Source organism: Mesorhizobium sp. M8A.F.Ca.ET.207.01.1.1, assembly GCF_004794715.1.
In the GTDB taxonomy this organism is placed as follows: Bacteria; Pseudomonadota; Alphaproteobacteria; order Rhizobiales; family Rhizobiaceae; genus Mesorhizobium.
Genome location: NZ_SRUS01000010.1, coordinates 195551 through 213015, shown reverse-complemented (window position 1 = coordinate 213015; position 17465 = coordinate 195551). Strand labels below are relative to the sequence as shown.

The 17465-nt window shown below is 63.2% G+C and carries 19 protein-coding genes and 1 tRNA gene; 6 read left to right on the top strand and 14 right to left on the bottom strand.

All coding sequences use genetic code 11. The annotated features are described in order from the left end of the window. Nucleotides 1-20 precede the first annotated feature (20 nt). From EN850_RS26710 to EN850_RS26695, 4 genes are read left to right on the top strand one after another with little or no spacing between them, the layout of a single operon-like run. The gene (locus EN850_RS26710) at nucleotides 21-1028 is read left to right on the top strand and encodes an ABC transporter permease (RefSeq protein WP_127276820.1); all 1008 of its coding nucleotides are present in this window, start codon (nucleotides 21-23) and stop codon (nucleotides 1026-1028) included. Then, nucleotides 1029-2165, top strand: coding sequence for an ABC transporter permease (locus EN850_RS26705; protein ID WP_127276818.1), 1137 nt, complete (start codon nucleotides 1029-1031; stop codon nucleotides 2163-2165). Between the two features lie 10 nt (nucleotides 2166-2175). After that, complete coding sequence (locus tag EN850_RS26700) at nucleotides 2176-3843, top strand: ABC transporter ATP-binding protein (RefSeq protein ID WP_136092629.1); 1668 nt, start codon at nucleotides 2176-2178, stop codon at nucleotides 3841-3843. Between the two features lie 19 nt (nucleotides 3844-3862). After that, nucleotides 3863-5233 carry an alpha-glucosidase/alpha-galactosidase gene (locus EN850_RS26695; protein WP_136092628.1) on the top strand — a complete coding sequence of 457 codons (1371 nt, stop codon included), beginning with the start codon at nucleotides 3863-3865 and terminating at the stop codon, nucleotides 5231-5233. 22 nt (nucleotides 5234-5255) lie between these two features. Here the strand turns inward: EN850_RS26695 and EN850_RS26690 are convergent, their stop codons facing one another. From EN850_RS26690 to EN850_RS26675, 4 genes are all read right to left on the bottom strand, one after another. Continuing rightward, nucleotides 5256-6257: an ABC transporter permease gene (locus tag EN850_RS26690; RefSeq protein ID WP_135916971.1), complete on the bottom strand. Its 1002-nt coding sequence runs from the start codon at nucleotides 6255-6257 to the stop codon at nucleotides 5256-5258. Nucleotides 6258-6273: 16 nt separating this feature from the next. Continuing rightward, on the bottom strand, nucleotides 6274-7062 hold the full coding sequence (locus EN850_RS26685; RefSeq protein WP_210212409.1) for an ATP-binding cassette domain-containing protein: 789 nt from the start codon (nucleotides 7060-7062) through the stop codon (nucleotides 6274-6276). Then, nucleotides 7062-8015, bottom strand: coding sequence for a sugar ABC transporter substrate-binding protein (locus EN850_RS26680; RefSeq protein ID WP_127276810.1), 954 nt, complete (start codon nucleotides 8013-8015; stop codon nucleotides 7062-7064). Before EN850_RS26680 ends, EN850_RS26685 begins: the two co-directional genes overlap by 1 nt. Before the next feature lie 111 nt (nucleotides 8016-8126). Further along, nucleotides 8127-9296 (bottom strand): SGNH/GDSL hydrolase family protein, encoded by a 1170-nt coding sequence (locus EN850_RS26675; RefSeq protein WP_136092627.1) that lies wholly within the window; start codon nucleotides 9294-9296, stop codon nucleotides 8127-8129. A 169-nt stretch (nucleotides 9297-9465) separates the two neighbouring features. Between EN850_RS26675 and EN850_RS26670 the strand changes: the two genes are divergently transcribed. Next, on the top strand, nucleotides 9466-10671 hold the full coding sequence (locus EN850_RS26670; RefSeq protein ID WP_127870832.1) for an ROK family transcriptional regulator: 1206 nt from the start codon (nucleotides 9466-9468) through the stop codon (nucleotides 10669-10671). Between the two features lie 32 nt (nucleotides 10672-10703). Here EN850_RS26670 and yacG read toward each other — a convergent pair whose 3' ends face one another. The 9 genes from yacG to EN850_RS26625 all read right to left on the bottom strand — a co-directional run bounded on the left by yacG (nucleotide 10704) and on the right by EN850_RS26625 (nucleotide 16411). Next, nucleotides 10704-10901, bottom strand: a complete 198-nt coding sequence (yacG, locus tag EN850_RS26665) for a DNA gyrase inhibitor YacG (RefSeq protein ID WP_127870833.1) — start codon at nucleotides 10899-10901, stop codon at nucleotides 10704-10706. Further along, nucleotides 10898-11524, bottom strand: a complete 627-nt coding sequence (locus EN850_RS26660) for a Maf-like protein (protein ID WP_127870834.1) — start codon at nucleotides 11522-11524, stop codon at nucleotides 10898-10900. Before EN850_RS26660 ends, yacG begins: the two co-directional genes overlap by 4 nt. Nucleotides 11525-11542: 18 nt before the next feature. Next, nucleotides 11543-11761 carry a translation initiation factor IF-1 gene (gene infA, locus EN850_RS26655; RefSeq protein WP_006329283.1) on the bottom strand — a complete coding sequence of 73 codons (219 nt, stop codon included), beginning with the start codon at nucleotides 11759-11761 and terminating at the stop codon, nucleotides 11543-11545. Nucleotides 11762-11905: 144 nt separating this feature from the next. Further along, complete coding sequence (locus EN850_RS26650) at nucleotides 11906-12376, bottom strand: low molecular weight phosphatase family protein (RefSeq protein ID WP_135881026.1); 471 nt, start codon at nucleotides 12374-12376, stop codon at nucleotides 11906-11908. Then, the gene (locus EN850_RS26645) at nucleotides 12364-12849 is read right to left on the bottom strand and encodes a UPF0262 family protein (RefSeq protein ID WP_135881025.1); all 486 of its coding nucleotides are present in this window, start codon (nucleotides 12847-12849) and stop codon (nucleotides 12364-12366) included. Before EN850_RS26645 ends, EN850_RS26650 begins: the two co-directional genes overlap by 13 nt. A gap of 6 nt (nucleotides 12850-12855) precedes the next feature. Continuing rightward, nucleotides 12856-14148 carry a histidinol dehydrogenase gene (gene hisD / locus EN850_RS26640; protein ID WP_136092626.1) on the bottom strand — a complete coding sequence of 431 codons (1293 nt, stop codon included), beginning with the start codon at nucleotides 14146-14148 and terminating at the stop codon, nucleotides 12856-12858. A 7-nt stretch (nucleotides 14149-14155) separates the two neighbouring features. Then, nucleotides 14156-14587: a DUF2948 family protein gene (locus EN850_RS26635; protein ID WP_135916967.1), complete on the bottom strand. Its 432-nt coding sequence runs from the start codon at nucleotides 14585-14587 to the stop codon at nucleotides 14156-14158. A gap of 201 nt (nucleotides 14588-14788) precedes the next feature. Beyond that, nucleotides 14789-16081 (bottom strand): UDP-N-acetylglucosamine 1-carboxyvinyltransferase, encoded by a 1293-nt coding sequence (gene murA, locus EN850_RS26630; RefSeq protein WP_127279570.1) that lies wholly within the window; start codon nucleotides 16079-16081, stop codon nucleotides 14789-14791. Nucleotides 16082-16210: 129 nt separating this feature from the next. Next, entirely contained in the window at nucleotides 16211-16411 is a 201-nt protein-coding gene (locus tag EN850_RS26625) for a hypothetical protein (RefSeq protein WP_135930385.1), read from the bottom strand. Between the two features lie 161 nt (nucleotides 16412-16572). Here EN850_RS26625 and EN850_RS26620 point away from each other — a divergent pair. Continuing rightward, nucleotides 16573-16647 (top strand) — tRNA-Thr (locus EN850_RS26620). Between the two features lie 146 nt (nucleotides 16648-16793). Here the strand turns inward: EN850_RS26620 and EN850_RS26615 are convergent. Further along, nucleotides 16794-17159 (bottom strand): VOC family protein, encoded by a 366-nt coding sequence (locus EN850_RS26615; protein ID WP_136092625.1) that lies wholly within the window; start codon nucleotides 17157-17159, stop codon nucleotides 16794-16796. Nucleotides 17160-17465 lie beyond the last annotated feature (306 nt).

The following is a 17465-nucleotide window of genomic DNA, read 5'->3' as shown; positions in this document are numbered from 1 at the left end:
GATGAGGAAGCGGACCGTCGATGTTGCGATTCCTGCTCACGCGCATAGCGTCGGCAATACCGGTTCTCGCTATTCTGAGCCTCGTCACCTTTGCCATCATCCAGGCGCCGCCTGGCGACTACGCCGATTACATTCGCTCGCAGCTGATCAACCAGGGCGGGGCCTCCTTCGCCGAGGCCGACGCTCAAGCCCAGGCCTATCGCGTCGAACACGGCCTCGATAAGCCGCTGCCCGTCCAGTATCTCAACTGGATCGGCGGCATCGTCACCCGCGGCGATTTCGGCTACAGCCTCTATTACAACAAGCCAGTGGCCGAGGTCGTCGGCGAGCGCTTGCCGCGCACGCTGCTGCTGGCGCTGGTCTGCCATCTGCTCGCCTCGGTGCTGGGCATCACCTTCGGCATATGGGCGGCGACCCGGCAATACACCTGGATCGACTCGACGCTTTCGGCCATCTCTTTCCTCGGTATGACGGTGCCGCGCTTCCTGATGGCGCTGATCATCGTCTATCTCCTCGTCTTCCAGTTCAACGTCTCGGAGATCGGTTCATTCTTCTCGCCGCAATATGGCGGCGCGCCATGGTCGTGGGCCAAGTTCGTCGACCTGGTCAAGCATGTCTGGCCGGTGGTGGCGATCGCCACCTTCGGCGGCCTCGCCTACAATATGCGCGTCATGCGCGGCAATCTGCTCGACACGCTCAACGCGCAATATGTCGAGACAGCCAAGGCCAAGGGCCTGACCGGCAGCGCCGTCGTCATGCGCCACGCCGTGCCCAACGCTCTGCATCCGCTGGTCATGTATCAGGGCGTGGTGCTGCCCTATATGCTAACCGGCGAGATCGAGACGGCGATCATCTTCGCGCTGCCGACCGTCGGTCCGGCGATCGTCGGCTCGATGGCGGTCGGCGATGTCTATGTCACCGCCACCTTCATGATGGTGCTGTCGGCGACGCTGATCGTCGGCAACATCATCGCCGACATGCTGCTGGTCCTGCTTGATCCGCGCGTGCGCCAGTTCGGGGAGGGCTAGATGCTGGCGCGCGACCCTTCACCACCACCCTTGCCGGCCGAGCGAGCCACAGTGGCACCCGCGCGCGGCAATGAGAGCTACATGGCGCTTGTCTGGCGCCGGCTGAAGCGCTCCTGGACCGGTATGGCCGGGCTTTGGCTGGTCGTGCTGCTCCTGGTCATGGCCGTTTTCGCCGAATTCCTGGCGCCGATGGATCCGAAGGCGACCGATGTCGGCTTCGCCCCGCCGCAGCTGCCTTCCTTCCACGACAAGGACGGCAATTTCGTCGCGCGGCCGAGGGTCTATGCGCTGGCCGATTCGGCCGATCTCGATCCGGTCACCTTTCAGCCCATCGTCGGTCCCGACTACGACCACCCAAGGCTGCTTGGCTTCTTCGTAGAGGGCGCGCCTTACAGGCTCTTCGGGCTGATCCCGGCGAACCGGCATTTCTTTGCCTCGACGGACGGCCAGCCGGTGCATTTCCTCGGCACCGATAAATTCGGCCGCGATGTGCTGTCGCGCGCCATCCACGGCTCGCGCGTTTCGCTGATGATCGCGCTGACGGTCGTCTTCATCATCACCGTCATCGGCACCACAGTCGGCATGGTGTCAGGCTATTTCGGCGGCCGGTTCGATGTCTGGATGCAGCGCTTCGTCGAATTGGTGCTGGCCTTCCCGCAACTGCCGCTCTATCTCGCGCTGACGACGCTGATCCCGGTCACCGCGCCGACCAATGTGTTCCTCGCCTTCGTCATCATCGTCATGTCGGCGCTCGGCTGGGCACAGATGTCGCGCGAGGTGCGCGGCAAGACACTGGCGCTGGCGCGCATCGAATATGTGCGCGCCGCCATGGCGGTCGGGGCCACCGACCAGCGCATCATCCTGCAGCACATCTTCCCCAATGTGATGAGCCATGTGATCGTCGCCGTGACGCTGGCGATCCCGACGGTAGTGCTGCTGGAATCCTTCCTCGGTTTCCTCGGCTTCGCCGTCAAGCCGCCGCTGATCTCCTGGGGCCTGATGCTGCAGGACACCGCGACCTATTCGGTCATCGGCACCTATCCCTGGATCCTGTCACCGGTCGGTTTCGTGCTCGTCACCGTGTTCGCCTTCAACGCGCTGGGCGACGGCCTGCGCGACGCCGTCGATCCGTATTGAGGGGACCGGGATGACCATCGTACTCGCCGAGCCCTTCGCACCAGCCTTCCGCCTCGACCATGATGGGCGCCAGGGAGAGCCCGTCATCGACGCCCGCAACATCGAGGTCGCCTTCAAGGTCGAACACGGCGTGGTCGAAGCGGTCAAGGACATCTCGTTCCAGCTCTATCGCGGCGAGACGATCGCGATCGTCGGCGAATCCGGTTCCGGCAAGTCGGTGACGGCGCGCACCGTCATGGGCCTGCTGTCGCGGCGGGCCACCGTGTCGCCGAAATCGAGCATCTGTTACGACGGACAGGACATCCTGAAATTCCCCGAGAGCGCCCGGCGCAAGCTGCGCGGCAACCGCATCTCGATGATCTTCCAGGAGCCGATGAGCTCGCTCAACCCGATCTATACGGTCGGCAGCCAGATCGTCGAGGCGATCAGGGTGCATCGCAAGGTGAGCCGCAAGCAAGCCTGGGCGCGGGCGCTCGAACTTTTGCGGCATGTGCAGATCCCCGAACCCGAAGCGCGGCTCAAGCAATATCCCCACCAGCTCTCGGGCGGGCAGCGCCAGCGCGTGATGATCGCCATGGCGCTCGCCAACAATCCCGACGTGCTGATCGCCGACGAGCCGACGACCGCGCTCGACGTCACGGTGCAGGCCCAAATCCTCAACCTGATCCGCAATCTGCAGAAAGAGCTGCGGATGGCGGTGATCCTGATCACCCATGATCTCACCGTGGTGCGCAAGTTTTCCGACTATGTCTATGTGATGCAGCATGGCGAAATGTGCGAGCACAACGTCACCGAACGGCTGTTCGCCGATCCGCGACATCCCTATACCCAGCGGCTGCTTGCCTCGGAGCCAAGGGGACGCCCGCAACCGTTGCCGGAGGGCTCAGGCACCATCCTCGAGGCGGATGGCGTGCGCGTCTGCTTCATGCTGCGCCATGGCACGTTTCTCAAACCGGTCTGGCGTGAACTGGTCGCGGTCGACGATCTCGATCTCAAGCTTTGCCGCCACGAGACGCTGGGACTGGTCGGCGAATCCGGTTCCGGCAAGACCACCTTCGGCCAGGCGTTGCTGCGGCTGACCGACGCCAAACGCGGCGAGATCCGTTTCGACGGCCAGCCGATCCACGGCCTGTCGCGGACGCAGATGCGGCCGCTGCGCTCGCGCATGCAGATCGTCTTCCAGGACCCGTTCTCCTCGCTCAACCCGCGCATGACGATCGGCCAGATCATCGAGGAAGGGCTGATCGTCAACAGCATCGGCGCGACGCGGCGCGAGCGGGTAGAGCGGGTGCGCGAGGCGCTGGTCAGCGCCGGCATGCCGGGCGATATCCTGTCGCGGTTTCCGCATGAATTCTCCGGTGGCCAGCGCCAGCGTATCGCGATTGCGCGGGCCATCGCGCTCGAACCCGAATTCATCCTGCTCGACGAGCCGACATCGGCGCTCGACCTGTCCGTCCAGGCGCAGATCATCGATCTCTTGCGCAAGTTGCAGGACGAGCGCGGCTTGAGCTACCTGTTCATCTCGCACGACCTGAAGGTGGTGCGCGCGCTGTGCCACCGCGTCATCGTCATGCAGCACGGCAAGATCGTCGAGCAGGGACCCGTCGACGAGGTCCTCACCAATCCCAAGACCGCCTACACCGAACGGCTCGTCAGGGCCGCTTTCGACGTGGCCTGAACACATGCCGGAGGTTAACGTGGCAAGACATCCCAGGATCACTTTCATCGGCGCCGGTTCGACGGTGTTCATGAAGAACATCGTCGGCGACGTGCTGCAGCGGCCGGCGCTTTCGGGCGCCACGATCGCGCTGATGGACATCAACCCGCAGCGGCTGGAAGAAAGCGCGGTCGTCGTCAACAAGCTGATCGCCACGCTTGGCGTCAAGGCGAAGGCCGAGACCTACACGGACCAGCGCAAGGCGCTGGCGGGCGCCGATTTCGTCGTCGTCGCCTTCCAGATCGGCGGCTATGAGCCCTGCACCGTCACCGATTTCGAGGTGCCGAAGACGTACGGCCTGCGCCAGACCATCGCTGATACGCTCGGCGTTGGCGGCATCATGCGCGGCCTCAGGACCGTGCCGCATCTGTGGAAGATCTGCGAGGACATGCTCGCCGTCTGCCCGCAGGCGATCATGCTGCAATATGTCAACCCGATGGCGATCAACACCTGGGCGATATCGGAGAAATATCCCGAGATCCGGCAGGTCGGGCTTTGCCACTCGGTGCAAGGCACGGCCATGGAACTGGCGCACGACCTCGACCTTCCCTACGACGAGATTCGTTACCGCTCGGCCGGTATCAACCACATGGCCTTCTATCTGAAGTTCGAGCATCGCCAGCCGGACGGATCCTACCGCGATCTTTATCCCGACCTGGTGCGCGCCTATCGCGAGGGCCGCGCGCCGAAGCCCGGCTGGAACCCGCGCTGCCCCAACAAGGTACGCTACGAGATGCTGACCCGGCTCGGCTATTTCGTCACCGAAAGCTCGGAGCATTTCGCCGAATACACGCCCTATTTCATCAAGGACGGCCGCCCCGATCTGATCGAGAAATACGGCATTCCGCTCGATGAATATCCCAAGCGCTGCGTCGAGCAGATCGAGCGCTGGAAGGACCAGGCGCAGGCCTACCGCTCGGCCCAGCGCATCGAGGTCGAGGAGTCCAGGGAGTATGCCTCCTCGATCATGAATTCAGTCTGGACCGGCGAGCCGTCGGTGATCTACGGCAATGTCCGCAACAATGGCTGCATCACCTCGCTGCCCCGCGATTGCGCCGCCGAAGTGCCGTGCCTGGTCGACGCGTCCGGCATTCAGCCGACCTATATAGGCGACCTGCCGCCACAACTGACGGCGCTGATCCGTACCAACATCAATGTCCAGGAACTGACGGTGCGGGCGCTGATGACGGAAAACCGCGAACACTTCTACCACGCGGCGATGATGGATCCGCACACGGCGGCCGAACTCGACCTCGACCAGATCTGGTCGCTGGTCGATGATCTCTTGGCCGCCCACGGCGACTGGCTGCCGGCCTGGGCGCGGACAAGCCGCAAGACCCACGCGGCCTGAGCAGGGCAACTCCGGGAAGACCTCACCGGCGGCGCTTGTACAGACGTTCCCTGCGCATGTGATCAACCGCCACTGCGCAGATAAGGATCGCGCCGATGATGATGCTGTTGTATTGGGGCGGCACGCTGGCAACGATGAGGGCGTTATCGATCGCCGATAGCAAGAGGGCCCCGACCGCAACGCCGGTGATTGTGCCCAAGCCTCCGAGCAAGCTTATACCCCCTATGAGCACGGCCGTGACGACCGAGAGTGTGACCGAGGGTCCGCCGGCGGCAACTTGGCCACTTCCAACGCGCGCCGCGTAGATGACACCGGCAAGGCCGGCGGTGGCGCCGGCGGTGACGTAGAGGATCGTATCGAGCCTGTTGACCTTGAGGCCGTTGGCGATCGCGGCCTTGCGATTGCCACCCAGCGCGCGTGTCTCGACACCGAACGGCGTCTGCTCGAGCAGGAACCAGAAAAGCAGTCCCAGCGCGATGGCATAGAGAACGATGTAGGGGACGCCGAGCACGGCTCCCTGACCCAGGGCCTGAAACGTTTCGGGCAGCGGGACAATGTCTTCTCCGCCAGTGAATTGGACACATAGCCCGCCGACGATGAAGAATGTGCCGAGCGTCGCTATGATCGGAGGCACGTGCAGCCGCTCGATGATCACGCTGTTGACGTATCCGACGGCGGCACCAGCCGCCACGCCCGCTAGGACGGCGAGCGGCCAGGGCGCTCCCCACACCAACAACCACGCGCAGATGATGCCGCCAAGCGTAAAGACGGCGCCCACGGAGAAATCGAGCCCGCCTCCGATCATGAGCAGTGAAGCGCCGCAGCCCATGACGAAATAGATCACCGCCGCGCGGGCGATGTCGGTGAGATTTGCCGGGTTGAGGAATGCGGGGTTGCGAAGCGTGGCAACGATCCCAACCGCCACGATGACCGCCAGCAATGTCGTTTCCTGACGCAACATCAATGTCGAAAGGACACCTTGAGAGGCTGTCGAAGATTGGTGTTCTGCCTGTTCGCTGGCCACGGTCTGGTTCCCTCGTTCAGGCAAAAGTTGGATCGGAACTGGCAGTGTCGCCCTGGATCGCACCTGTAATCAGTCCGATGATTTCATCACGGCTGGTATCCTTGGTGCGTCGCGTCGCGACCGAGCGCCCCAGCCGCATGACAGTGATGCTGTCGCTGTTGCGGAACACGAAATCCATGTCGTGGCTGATGCAGATGACGGCTTTCCCCTGCTGCCGGAGTTCGCCGAGGATTTCTCCCACATGGGCCGTCTCCCGGACTCCCAGTGCCGCGGTCGGCTCGTCGAGAAGCATGATCGGAAGATCCATCCGAACCGCACGGGCTATGGCGACGATTTGACGTTCGCCACCAGAAAGGAGCCCAATCTGCGTGCGGACCGAGCCGACCCTTATCTTCAGGTCGTCCAGCACCTTGGCGGCTTCCGTCTCCATGCGGCGACGGTCCAGCCGGAAGCGCCCCCTGCGCGGAATGGCTCCCAAAGCCATGTTCGTGGCGATGTCCAGGCATTCGACAAGGGCGAGGTCCTGATGAACAACCGAGATGCCGAGGTGATGGGCCGCCGACGCGTCCCGTATCTCAACCGACTTTCCGCCCAGTCGCAGTTGCCCCTGATCCGGACGGAAAATCCCGCACATGATCTTGAGCGTGGTCGACTTGCCCGCGCCATTGTCGCCGACAATGGCATGGATTTCGGCCACCCCGGCGGTGATATCGACATTCGACAACGCCTTGACGTTGCCGAACGACTTGCCCACCCCGCGCATCTCCAGCGCGGGTGCCGGAATGTCCGGCTGGGCGATTGCCATCACTGCCATCCCTTGGCGAGATACGCCTTGTAGTCGCTCGCGTCGAACATGCGTACGCCAACATCGATCTGCGGCTGAACCGCCTCGCCGCGAGCGATGGCCGCGACGGAATCGACCATTTTGGAACCCGCCGTGCAGAGATCCTGCAGCATCAACTTGTAGACGGTGCCGTCGGCAAGTCCTTGCTCGCCCCCACCTGCCGTCCCGTTGGCGACGAATACGACCTTGCCGGTCAGGCCTTTTGACTTGATGGCAGCGGTCCCGCCCTGCGTGGCGGTTCCCATATGCGAGGCGATGACGTTGACCTCGGGATGCGCCGTCAAAAGGGCATTGGCCTGGTCAAGCGCCTTGCTGGCATCGTCGTTGGTGTAGACCACAGCGGACACGGTGACGTTCTGGGTCTTCGCGGCCGCCGCGGTGAACCCGTCGACGAAGGCTTTGGCCGCGCCGCTTGGTCCCTGCGCCATCAGCCCGACATGCTGCGGCCCCTCGCGCTTTGCTATCGCTTCGACAAAGATTTCGCCGACCCGTGTGAAGTTCGCACCGATGTTCACGTTCGAACCGGATTCCGTTCCGGAAGCACCATAGAACGTGCCGACCATGATGCCGGCCTTCCCCGCCTGCTGGAGCACGGGAACAAATCCCGCCGTCGCCGGAAAAGTCAGTATCGCTCCCGCCTTGTTGGCGATGCCCTGCTGAATTTGCTGAATCATGACGGTGGCATCGAGATTGCCGGTGGTCGGACCGGATTCGGTCGTGGGAATGTTCAGCTCCTTCGCCCGATTGGCGACGCAGTCGCCGATCAGCCGCCACGCCGGATATTTGGGCAGCGGGTTGACGAAAAGGATCGAGGAAAGGTCCGCCGCTCCAGCAGCCGCTGGTCCGAAGGCGGTGAAGGCACTCAATGTGCATGCCAGCGCTATGCGCGACAACCGCAGACTATTGGTTCGCATGAAATCCTGCCATTGACGCTTGCAGTCACGGCTCGCCAGCGTTCGAGGACGTTATGCAACAAACAATGGCGGGTGTCAATAATAAGTCATAATGACTTACTAATTGTCCGCCTATTCGAACAGGGCCATGTCGATGGCTTGCGCCATGGCCCTGTAGCCTGCGTCGCTCGGGTGGATGCGATCGCCGCAATCATAGGCTGGGAGAAGCCTGGTTGGCCGGCCGGGATCGCGAACGGCGGCATCAAAGTCGACAAAGCCGTAGACGCCCTCGGCCTTTCGGATCCATGCATTGACGGCGCCGCGAACCTTCTCTTTCTCGGGCGTGTAGAAATCGCCGACCGGCGATTCCGATGTTGTTCCTTCGAATGGGGTCAGGGTCCCCAGTATGACGCGAATGCCGGCAGTCTCGGCGCGCACGGCAAGCTGCCGGATCGCCGATATGATTTGTTTTGCCGTTACGGCCTCATCGGCGCCCGCAAGCGCGGTGTTGGGCCAGCCTATGTCGTTGACGCCCTCCAGAATGACGAGATGCGACACCCTGGGCAGGCTGAGCACATCGCGGTCGAACCGCTCCAAAGCCTTCGTGCCGCGGCGATTGCTCAGAAGCCGGTTGCCGCCGATACCAAGATTGAGCACGGCCAGGTCCTGCGTCGCGGTGCCGGCGCTGAGCCGCTCGCTCAGAATGTCCGGCCACCGCCTGTCGCCGTCTATCTGCGAGCCGTAGCCGTCGGTGATGGAGTCGCCGAAGCAGGCAATCGCGCGCGATCCTTCCTTTGCGTCGACATAGATGGCTGAAGCGAAGTAGCGGCTGGTGGTGGTTTGCTGAAGCGGCAGGAGTTCGGAGGCGGCGAAATTCCCCGGTATGGATATGAATGCCGTCTGCTGCGCCTCGTAATGATGGGTTTCCACCGGAAGATGGCCGCTCACATAGAAACTCAAGGCAAGCCGGGACAGCGCGGGCGTTGCCAGTTCCACGGGATCGCTGAACAGTGGAGCGCCGGGCGCAATCGAGGCGGTCGCCTCGCCGCCAAAGGTGAGGGGGCGGCTTGTCAGGGGCTGGATGGCTCCGTCCTCGCCCGCAAGTGCGACGTGCGCCGCGTTGATGACGATCGGTGCGCTGCCGAACTCGTTCGACACCCGTATCCTTAACCGCCGGCCTCCGACGCTGATGCGGGCAATCTCGCGAACCGTCTGGTTGTAGAACCCTGGGATCACCATGTCGGCGGCCCAGACATTCATAGGGCTGGCAGTCCATGTTGCGATCCAGTCGCCGCGTATCATCTTCGCTTCCCTCGTCTTTGGTCCATGCCAGCTACTTTCAGGTCGCAGACCAAGTCAATAGGTAATTTCGATTGACTTATTTACCCTCCTCCTGCAAATCCTTGCCAAGGGTCGTATCTGCGTCCGCCAACACCAAGGTCGGCGGGCGCGTCCTTATTGGGGTATCACTGTGACCGGACGTATAGGTGGCGCAAGCTCTGCCCGAACGAGCCCGAACGGTATTTATTCAGGTTACAGGGGCGCGAACCAGGTCGGCCTCCGCGCGTCGAATGAACGTCTTGCCCTGTCGCTGATCAGGATACACGGTCAACTGTCCAAAGCTCAGATCGCCGAGATCACCGGGCTCACCAAGCAGACCGCGTCCGTCATCGTCCGCTCCCTCGAGGCGGAAGGACTGCTGGTGGCGGGAAGGCCCATCAAAGGCAAGGTCGGACAGCCGTCGGTCCCGATGTCGATCAATCCCGAGGGAGCGCTGTTTCTAGGCCTGCGGCTGGGGCTGCGCCATGCGGACATCGCACTGGTCGATTTTGTCGGCGGGGTCCTGGAGCAGCGAAGGCTGTCGTACGGCGCGGGCGAAATGGGTGAAATAGCACGCATCGCATATACAGCGATTGCCGAGATGCGCTCGCGCCTGACCTCAGCCCAGCACGCGAGGCTGGAGGACATCGGCATAGCGGTAGCTTCTGATATTCTTGCGGCGGTTGCCAACGGCAAGGGCACGGACGGTCCGGAGAGCGCGTGGGCCGAGTTTGAGGACCTGGCCCTGCAGATGGGCAAGGAAACACATCTATCGATCTATCTCGACCGGGATGCGGTGGCGGCATGCAGCGCGGAACTGGCCTATGGGCTGGCCGGAGGCGCGCCCGACTTCCTCTATATCTTCATCGGGCATTCGCTTGACGGAGGCATTGTCCAACATGGTCGGCTCGGCTTCTCGCGCCGCGATGCAAGGCCTGGGATCGGACGTATCCTGGTGCCATCTGCGACCGGCGGCGTGGCACCGCTCGGCACATCGGTTTCGGTTGACGATGTCGGCCTGGCGCCAGGGTCTCGCGCCCCTGACCCGCAACTCAGGAAATGGATTGAGGCAACCTCGTCCAGCATATCGCTGGCGGTCCATTCGGCGTCGGCGCTTGCCACATTCAGGGGCATCGTTCTGGACGGCCTCATGCCGCAATGGGTGAGAGCCGAGCTGGTGAGGGAGATCAGGGAAAAGCTCACGGCCATCGGCGCCAGCGATCTTGCGTCTCTCTTCGTCAGGGAGGGCACGTCGGACCGGCAGGCAGCCGGCCTTGGGGCGGCCTGCATTCCCCTCCTCGACAGATTCTTTTTGCAGTCGGACTCCAATGGCCCTGCGGGCTCGCCAGAAGCCTGATCGAAAGTCTGGCCCGCGCTGATGGCCTGGCCTTATTTTGGCTCGTCGGCGTCGGGTTCTTCCTCGTCGTCGCGGGCCGAGATGACATAGGCGCCCTTCAGCCAGCGGTTGAGGTCGATGTCCTTGCAACGCTTCGAGCAGAACGGATAGGTCTCGCGCGCCGACGGCTTGCCGCATTCGGGGCACGGGCGCTTGGGCCGCAGCGGCGTGACTTTGTCGTCCAGGCTCATGGTCGCGCGGACGACCAGTTTTGATGGGTCCTGAAACCTTCGCCCGACAGCAGCGCCGCCGTCTCATAGAGCGGCAGGCCGACGATGTTGGTGTAGGAGCCGACGAGCTTGACGACGAAGGAGCCGGCGAGGCCTTGCACGGCATAGCCGCCGGCCTTGCCGCGCCATTCGCCCGAGGCGACATAGGCGTCGATCTCCTCGCGCGGAAGCCGCTTGAAACGCACCCGCGTCTCGACCAGCCGCTGGCGCAATTTGCCGCCCGGCGTGATCAGGCAGATGCCTGAATAGACCCGGTGAGAACGGCCGGACAAGAGCCCGAGGCAGTTGGCGGCATCGTCCAGCGTTTCGGCCTTGGGCAGGATGCGCCGCCCAACGGCAACCACCGTGTCGGCGGCCAGCACGAAACTCGGCGCATAGTCGGTCTCGGTCTTCAGCGACGCGAACGCCTTCTCGGCCTTTTCCTTCGACAAGCGCTTGGCCAGCGAGCGCGGATGCTCGGCACGCAGCGGCGTTTCGTCGATATCGGCTGGCAGGATACGGTCAGGCTCGATGCCGGCCTGCTGCAAGAGTTCGATGCGGCGCGGCGAACCCGAGGCAAGCACCAGCTTCTGCAAAATGCTCATCGCGCTCGGGTCTTGATCTTACTTGAAACGGTAGGTGATGCGGCCCTTGGTCAGGTCGTAGGGTGTCATTTCGACCAGAACCTTGTCGCCGGTCAGCACGCGGATGCGGTTCTTGCGCATGCGGCCGGCCGTATGGGCGATGATCTCGTGTTCGTTTTCGAGCTTCACCCTGAACATCGCGTTGGGCAACAATTCCGTGACGATACCTGGAAACTCGAGGACTTCTTCCTTCGGCATTCGATACCTTTGCTTGGATGGCAGTTTCGGCGCTAGAGCATGATGCCGAGAAAGTGTGACGCGGTTTTCGGATCATGCTCTACTTCCGACTCTGGCCGGAATTTCGGCGGAACCTATATGATAATCGTTCGCTTGTGAACACGCTTAATCCGTCGCGTTTTTTGCTCCTGGAAGCAAAAAACGTCGGCCTATGCGCAACTTCAGCCGCTCGCGGACGTCGCGATAGCTAGCCATGATGTGTTCGCGCGTGCCGCCGGCGTCGGTGGGGTCCGGCGTCGGCCAGTATTCCACCTCGACGGCAAGCGAGCGGGTGAGTTCGAGCGCGGCATGGTGCGCCTCCGGCGCCAGTGTGACGATCAGGTCGAAATAGTCATCCTCGAGATCCTCCAGCGTCCGTGGATGACGTTCGCCAAGCGTCAGGCCGTCCTCGGCAAGCACGGCATCGACGAACGGGTCTCGCTCGCCGGCGCGCACACCGGCCGAGGCGACGAAAATGGTGGGGGGCAGCATCCGGCGCGCCAGCTGCTCGGCCATCGGCGAGCGCACGGCATTCATGCCGCACAGGAACAGGACCGAGCGGGGCAGGGCGCCGGGGGCCAGGGTCAGCCCCGCCAGTGCAGCACGCAGACCAGCGTGAACAGCCGTCGCGCCGTGTCGAAGTCGATGTCGATCTTGCCGGAGAGCCGATCCATCAGCGTCTGCGAGCCCTCATTGTGCAGGCCACGGCGGCCCATGTCGATCGCCTCGATATGGCTCGGCGTCGAGGAGCGGATGGCGTCGTAATAGCTCTCGCAGATCATGTAGTAGTCCTTGACGATGCGCCTGAGCGGCGTCAGCGACAGGATGTGGGTGACGACGGCGGCGCCGTCCTCGCGCGCCACGGCAAAGACCAGGCGGGACTCGGCCAGCGACAGCTTCAGCCGGTAAGGACCCGTGCCGCTGTCGTTGACGGGCTGAAAACGGTTCTCCTCGATCAGGTCGAAGATCGCCACCGCCCGCTCATGCTCGACATCGGGCGTCGAACGGCCGATCGATTCATCGAGTTCGACATCGATCAGTTTTGCGCGGGTTTGACCGGAGCCCGTCATGCCGGCCTACATGTTCAGCCGGATAGTGACGGAGCGGCCATGCGCGTCGAGCCCCTCCGCCCGCGCGAGTGCGATCGCCGCCGGTGCCAGCATGCGCAACTGTTCCGGCCCGAGTTTCAGGACCGAGGTGCGCTTGACGAAGTCGAGGACCGACAGGCCCGACGAGAAGCGCGCCGAGCGCGCCGTCGGCAGCACATGGTTGGAGCCGCCGACATAGTCGCCGATGGCTTCCGGCGTGTGGCGGCCGAGGAAGACGGCACCGGCATTGCGCATCTTCGCGAGAAAGCCTTCGGCATCGTCGATGGCCAGTTCGACATGCTCGGCCGCGATGCGGTCGACCAGCGGCAGCGACGCTTCGATCGTCGGAACCAGGATGACGGCGCCGAAATCGCGCCAGCTCTGCGCCGCCGTATCGCCGCGCGAGAGGCTTTGCAACTGACGCTCGACCGCCCGTTCGACCGCCTCGCCGAACGCCGGATCGTCGGTGATCAGGATCGACTGCGCCGACACATCATGTTCGGCCTGGGCAAGCAGGTCCGCCGCGATCCACTCCGGATCATTGCCGCCGTCGGCCACCACAAGCACTTCCGACGGCCCCGCGATCATGTCGATGCCGACGGTGCCAAACACCCGCCGCTTGGCCGCGGCGACATAGGCATTGCCGGGGCCGACGATCTTGGCCACCGGCTTGATCGTCTGCGTGCCATAGGCAAGTGCGGCGATCGCCTGCGCGCCGCCGACGCGGTAGATTTCGGAGACGCCTGATATATCCGCCGCCACCAGCACCAGCGGGTTGACGACACCGTGCGGTGCCGGCACGACCATGACGATGCGCTCGACGCCTGCTACCTTGGCCGGCACGGCGTTCATCAGCACCGAACTCGGATAGCTTGCCGTGCCGCCCGGCACATAGAGTCCGACCGCCTCGATCGCGGTCCAGCGCGAGCCGAGCTCGACGCCGGCGGCATCCGTGTAGCGTTCGTCCTGCGGCTTTTGCCGCTGGTGATGGGACCGGATGCGGTCACGTGCGAATTTCAGCGCCTCGACCGTGGCCGGATCGGCCTCGGCATAGGCGCGGGCGATGTCTTCCGCCGAGACGGCAATGCCTAGCGCGGCGAGGTCGCCTCCGCCGAATTTCTGCGTGTAGTCGATCAGTGCCGTGTCGCCCTCGGCGCGCACGCGCGCGATGATGTCGCGCACCACGGCGTCGACATCGGCCGATACCTCGCGCTTGGTCATGAGGAAGGCGGCGAAACGCTGCTCGAAATCGGCGTCGGACTGGCGAAGCGTGATGGCCATTGTATGCTCAAGCTCTGTGGATGGGGCGCGACGTGGCTTCCCACGCACCGCCGATATCGGCAAGGCGGGCCTCGATGCATTCGACGTCGAGCATGATGGTACCGCCACCCGAGAAGATCAGTTCGACGATGCCGGCCGGCTTGCTGATCTCGATGAAGCTGATCGCCAGCAGGGAGAGGATTTCGGCCGGCTTGTCGCGGGCAATGCCGTTGGTCTTGGCGCCCAGCACCCGGTCGAAATGCAGCACCGCCTGCCGCCGCTCATTGTGCTGGCGAAACAGGCCGGATTTGGCCTCCCACACGAAACGGTTCATGGTCAGCACGAACCGTTTGGCCTTGGGCAGGAATTCGAGGTCCGAGACCTTCATCACGGCGTCCTGGAGGTGGGCCGAGACGATGCCCAGATCCTGATCGTCGAGCGCAATGAGTTTTAAGGCCATGCGGATTTCACACCCAGAGGTTGGCAATCAGCCTTTCTGTTAGGCGGTCTTTCCGATCGGTGCAACCGCGACAGGAATACCGCCAGAGGCATTTGCCGCAGGTTTTGCGCACTCCTCATCGTCCCTGCCGGGCACTTCTCCCCGTATGGTGACGGGAGAAGGAACGCTTTGCAGATGATTTCGCCAAGCGACCGCGGATCGTCAGGCAGAAATCCGCTCGATCACCGCGCCGCAATTGGAAAGCTTTTCCTCCAGCCGCTCGAAGCCGCGATCGAGATGGTAGACGCGGTTGACCGTGGTCTCGCCTTCGGCGGCCAGACCGGCGATGACCAGCGAGACCGAAGCGCGAAGATCGGTCGCCATGACCGGCGCGCCCTTCAGCTTCGCCACGCCGTCGACGATCGCCGTCTGGCCCGAAAGCGTGATGTGGGCGCCGAGCCGCGCCAGTTCCTGGACGTGCATGAAGCGGTTTTCGAAGATCGTCTCGGTGATGCGCGACTTGCCCTTGGCCATGGTCATCAGGCCCATGAACTGTGCCTGCAGATCGGTCGGGAAGGCCGGGAAGGGCGCCGTCGTCACGTCGACCGGCGAAATCCCGGCGCCATTTCGCTTCACGCGGATGCCGGAATTGGTCTGCGTGATCTCCGCGCCCGTCTGCGAAATCACGTCGAGCGCGGTCTGCAGCAACTCCGGCCGTGCGCCTTCCAACACGACGTCGCCGCCGGTCATCGCCACGGCCATGGCATAGGTGCCAGTCTCGATGCGGTCGGGGATGACGCGCACGCGCGCCCCCGACAGCGCTTCGACGCCGTCGATGGTGATGGTCGGCGTGCCGGCGCCGGAAATCCTGGCGCCCATGGCGTTGAGGCATTCGGCGAGATTGACGATCTCGGGCTCGCAGGCGGCGTTTTCCAGCACCGTCTCGCCCTTGGCGAGCGATGCCGCCATCATCAGCACATGGGTTGCTCCGACCGAGACCTTGGGGAAGATGTAACGGTTGCCGACGAGGCGGCCATTGCGGGTCTTGGCGATGACATAGCCGGTGTCGACATCGATATCGGCGCCCAGCGCCTGCAGGCCTTCGAGGAACAGGTCGACCGGGCGCGTGCCGATGGCGCAGCCGCCGGGCAGCGACACCTTGGCCTCGCCCATCCGGGCCAGCAGCGGCCCGATCACCCAGAACGAGGCGCGCATCTTGGACACCAGCTCGTAAGGAGCTGTCGTGTCGACGATGTTGCGGGCGGAAAAGTTGATGGTGCGCGAATAGCCCTCATTCTGCTTCTCGCGGCGGCCATTGACCGAATAGTCGACGCCATGATTGCCGAGGATGCGGATCAGTTGCTCGACATCGGCCAGATGCGGCACGTTTTCGAGTGTCAGCGTGTCGTCGGTCAGAAGCGAGGCGATCATCAGCGGCAGGGCGGCATTTTTCGCGCCCGAGATCGGAATGCTTCCGGCAAGCTTGTTGCCGCCGACGATTCTGATGCGATCCATTGGAGAATGTCCCTCTCGGCCAGAAAAGGCCGGTTCAATCGTTTGAGTGTCGGCCCGTCTAGACCATTGGCCAATCTGGTTCAAGAAATAGGATTTCGCCCACCCCGGTCCAAGAGTGGCCGATTTGAGTTAATCTTTCTGCATTTCCTTTGCCGCGCCAAGCCCGTCGGGCCGCTGGTCGGCCTCCCCGGCGCGCCGCTTGTCGGCGTCGCCACTACGGCGCGAGCGCGACTGCACCTTGCGCTTCTGCAGATTGGCGCGCAACTGCTCGGCGAGCCGGTCCTTGCGGGTCGTTCCGCTGCTTTTCGGTGGATTTGTCGTGTCGTTCATCGTCCTGCCCCGGCTGGCAGCCAGCCAACCCGCCATTCAGGGATAGCCAACATTGTGGCACCGCCATGTCATCGAAAGCTATCCGGCAAAGGCTTTCACAGAAGCGTTGTTCTTGGCCTTGCGCTTGCCGGTTCGATATGGCAGAAGCCCCGCCATCAGCGGCTGCGGTAGCTCAGTGGTAGAGCACTCCCTTGGTAAGGGAGAGGTCGAGAGTTCAATCCTCTCTCGCAGCACCAGTCTATCCCATTGATTGGGCACACCTACCTGACGTCCTTGGTCTTTTTGCCGCCTGTCTGGTACGCCGGGTGGTACACATGAGCTTGACATTGTCAGCACGGTGAAGGCGATCAAGCCAGCCGCCGCCATCAGCTTTAAATCAGGCTCAATCCTTCTTGAACTCGAATAGCTCGATGACGTTGCCGGAGGGATCTTCGAGCAAGATGGCGCGGCCGGCACCGCCGTCGCTGATCTTGCCGCGGAATCTTGCGTCAGTGCGGCGCAACCGCTCGATGAGGACATCGATCTCGGTCGTAATGATCATAAATCGGTTCCACCCGCCCGGCTTTGGATCGCCGCCCGCCTGACCACCGCTCCCAGCACCAGGCGCGCTGAGATACAGCGTCAAGTCGTCGCGCAACAGCGCGGCGAACTTGCCCGGATTGTGCTTGTCGATCTTGAAATCGAGATTGTCTCGATAGAACGCGACCGCCTTGTCGACGTTCGAAACGATGTACCGGACGGATGCCATTCAACTTCTCCTCTCTTCCAGCTACAACGGCCAACTTGCATGAAAGGTTTCCTGTCGGTCGGCCTGCCTGTGTTGGCGCGTTCAGCCGGAAGACAACGTGGCTTTCCCCAAAGGCGGGGGGCGGCAACCTCCAGTCGAAAAGCCGCATGACACGATTCGTTAACCAAGATGCTGTTCTTCGACATGACGTGTTGTGGAATGGCTGGCCTGTCCGCCTGGTCAAGTCTGGCCTGTCCGCCTGGTCAGCAGCGCCGGGAAGGGTGCTGAAAAGAAGGCTCCGCCTCCGGCGAGGACGTCAAATCGCCC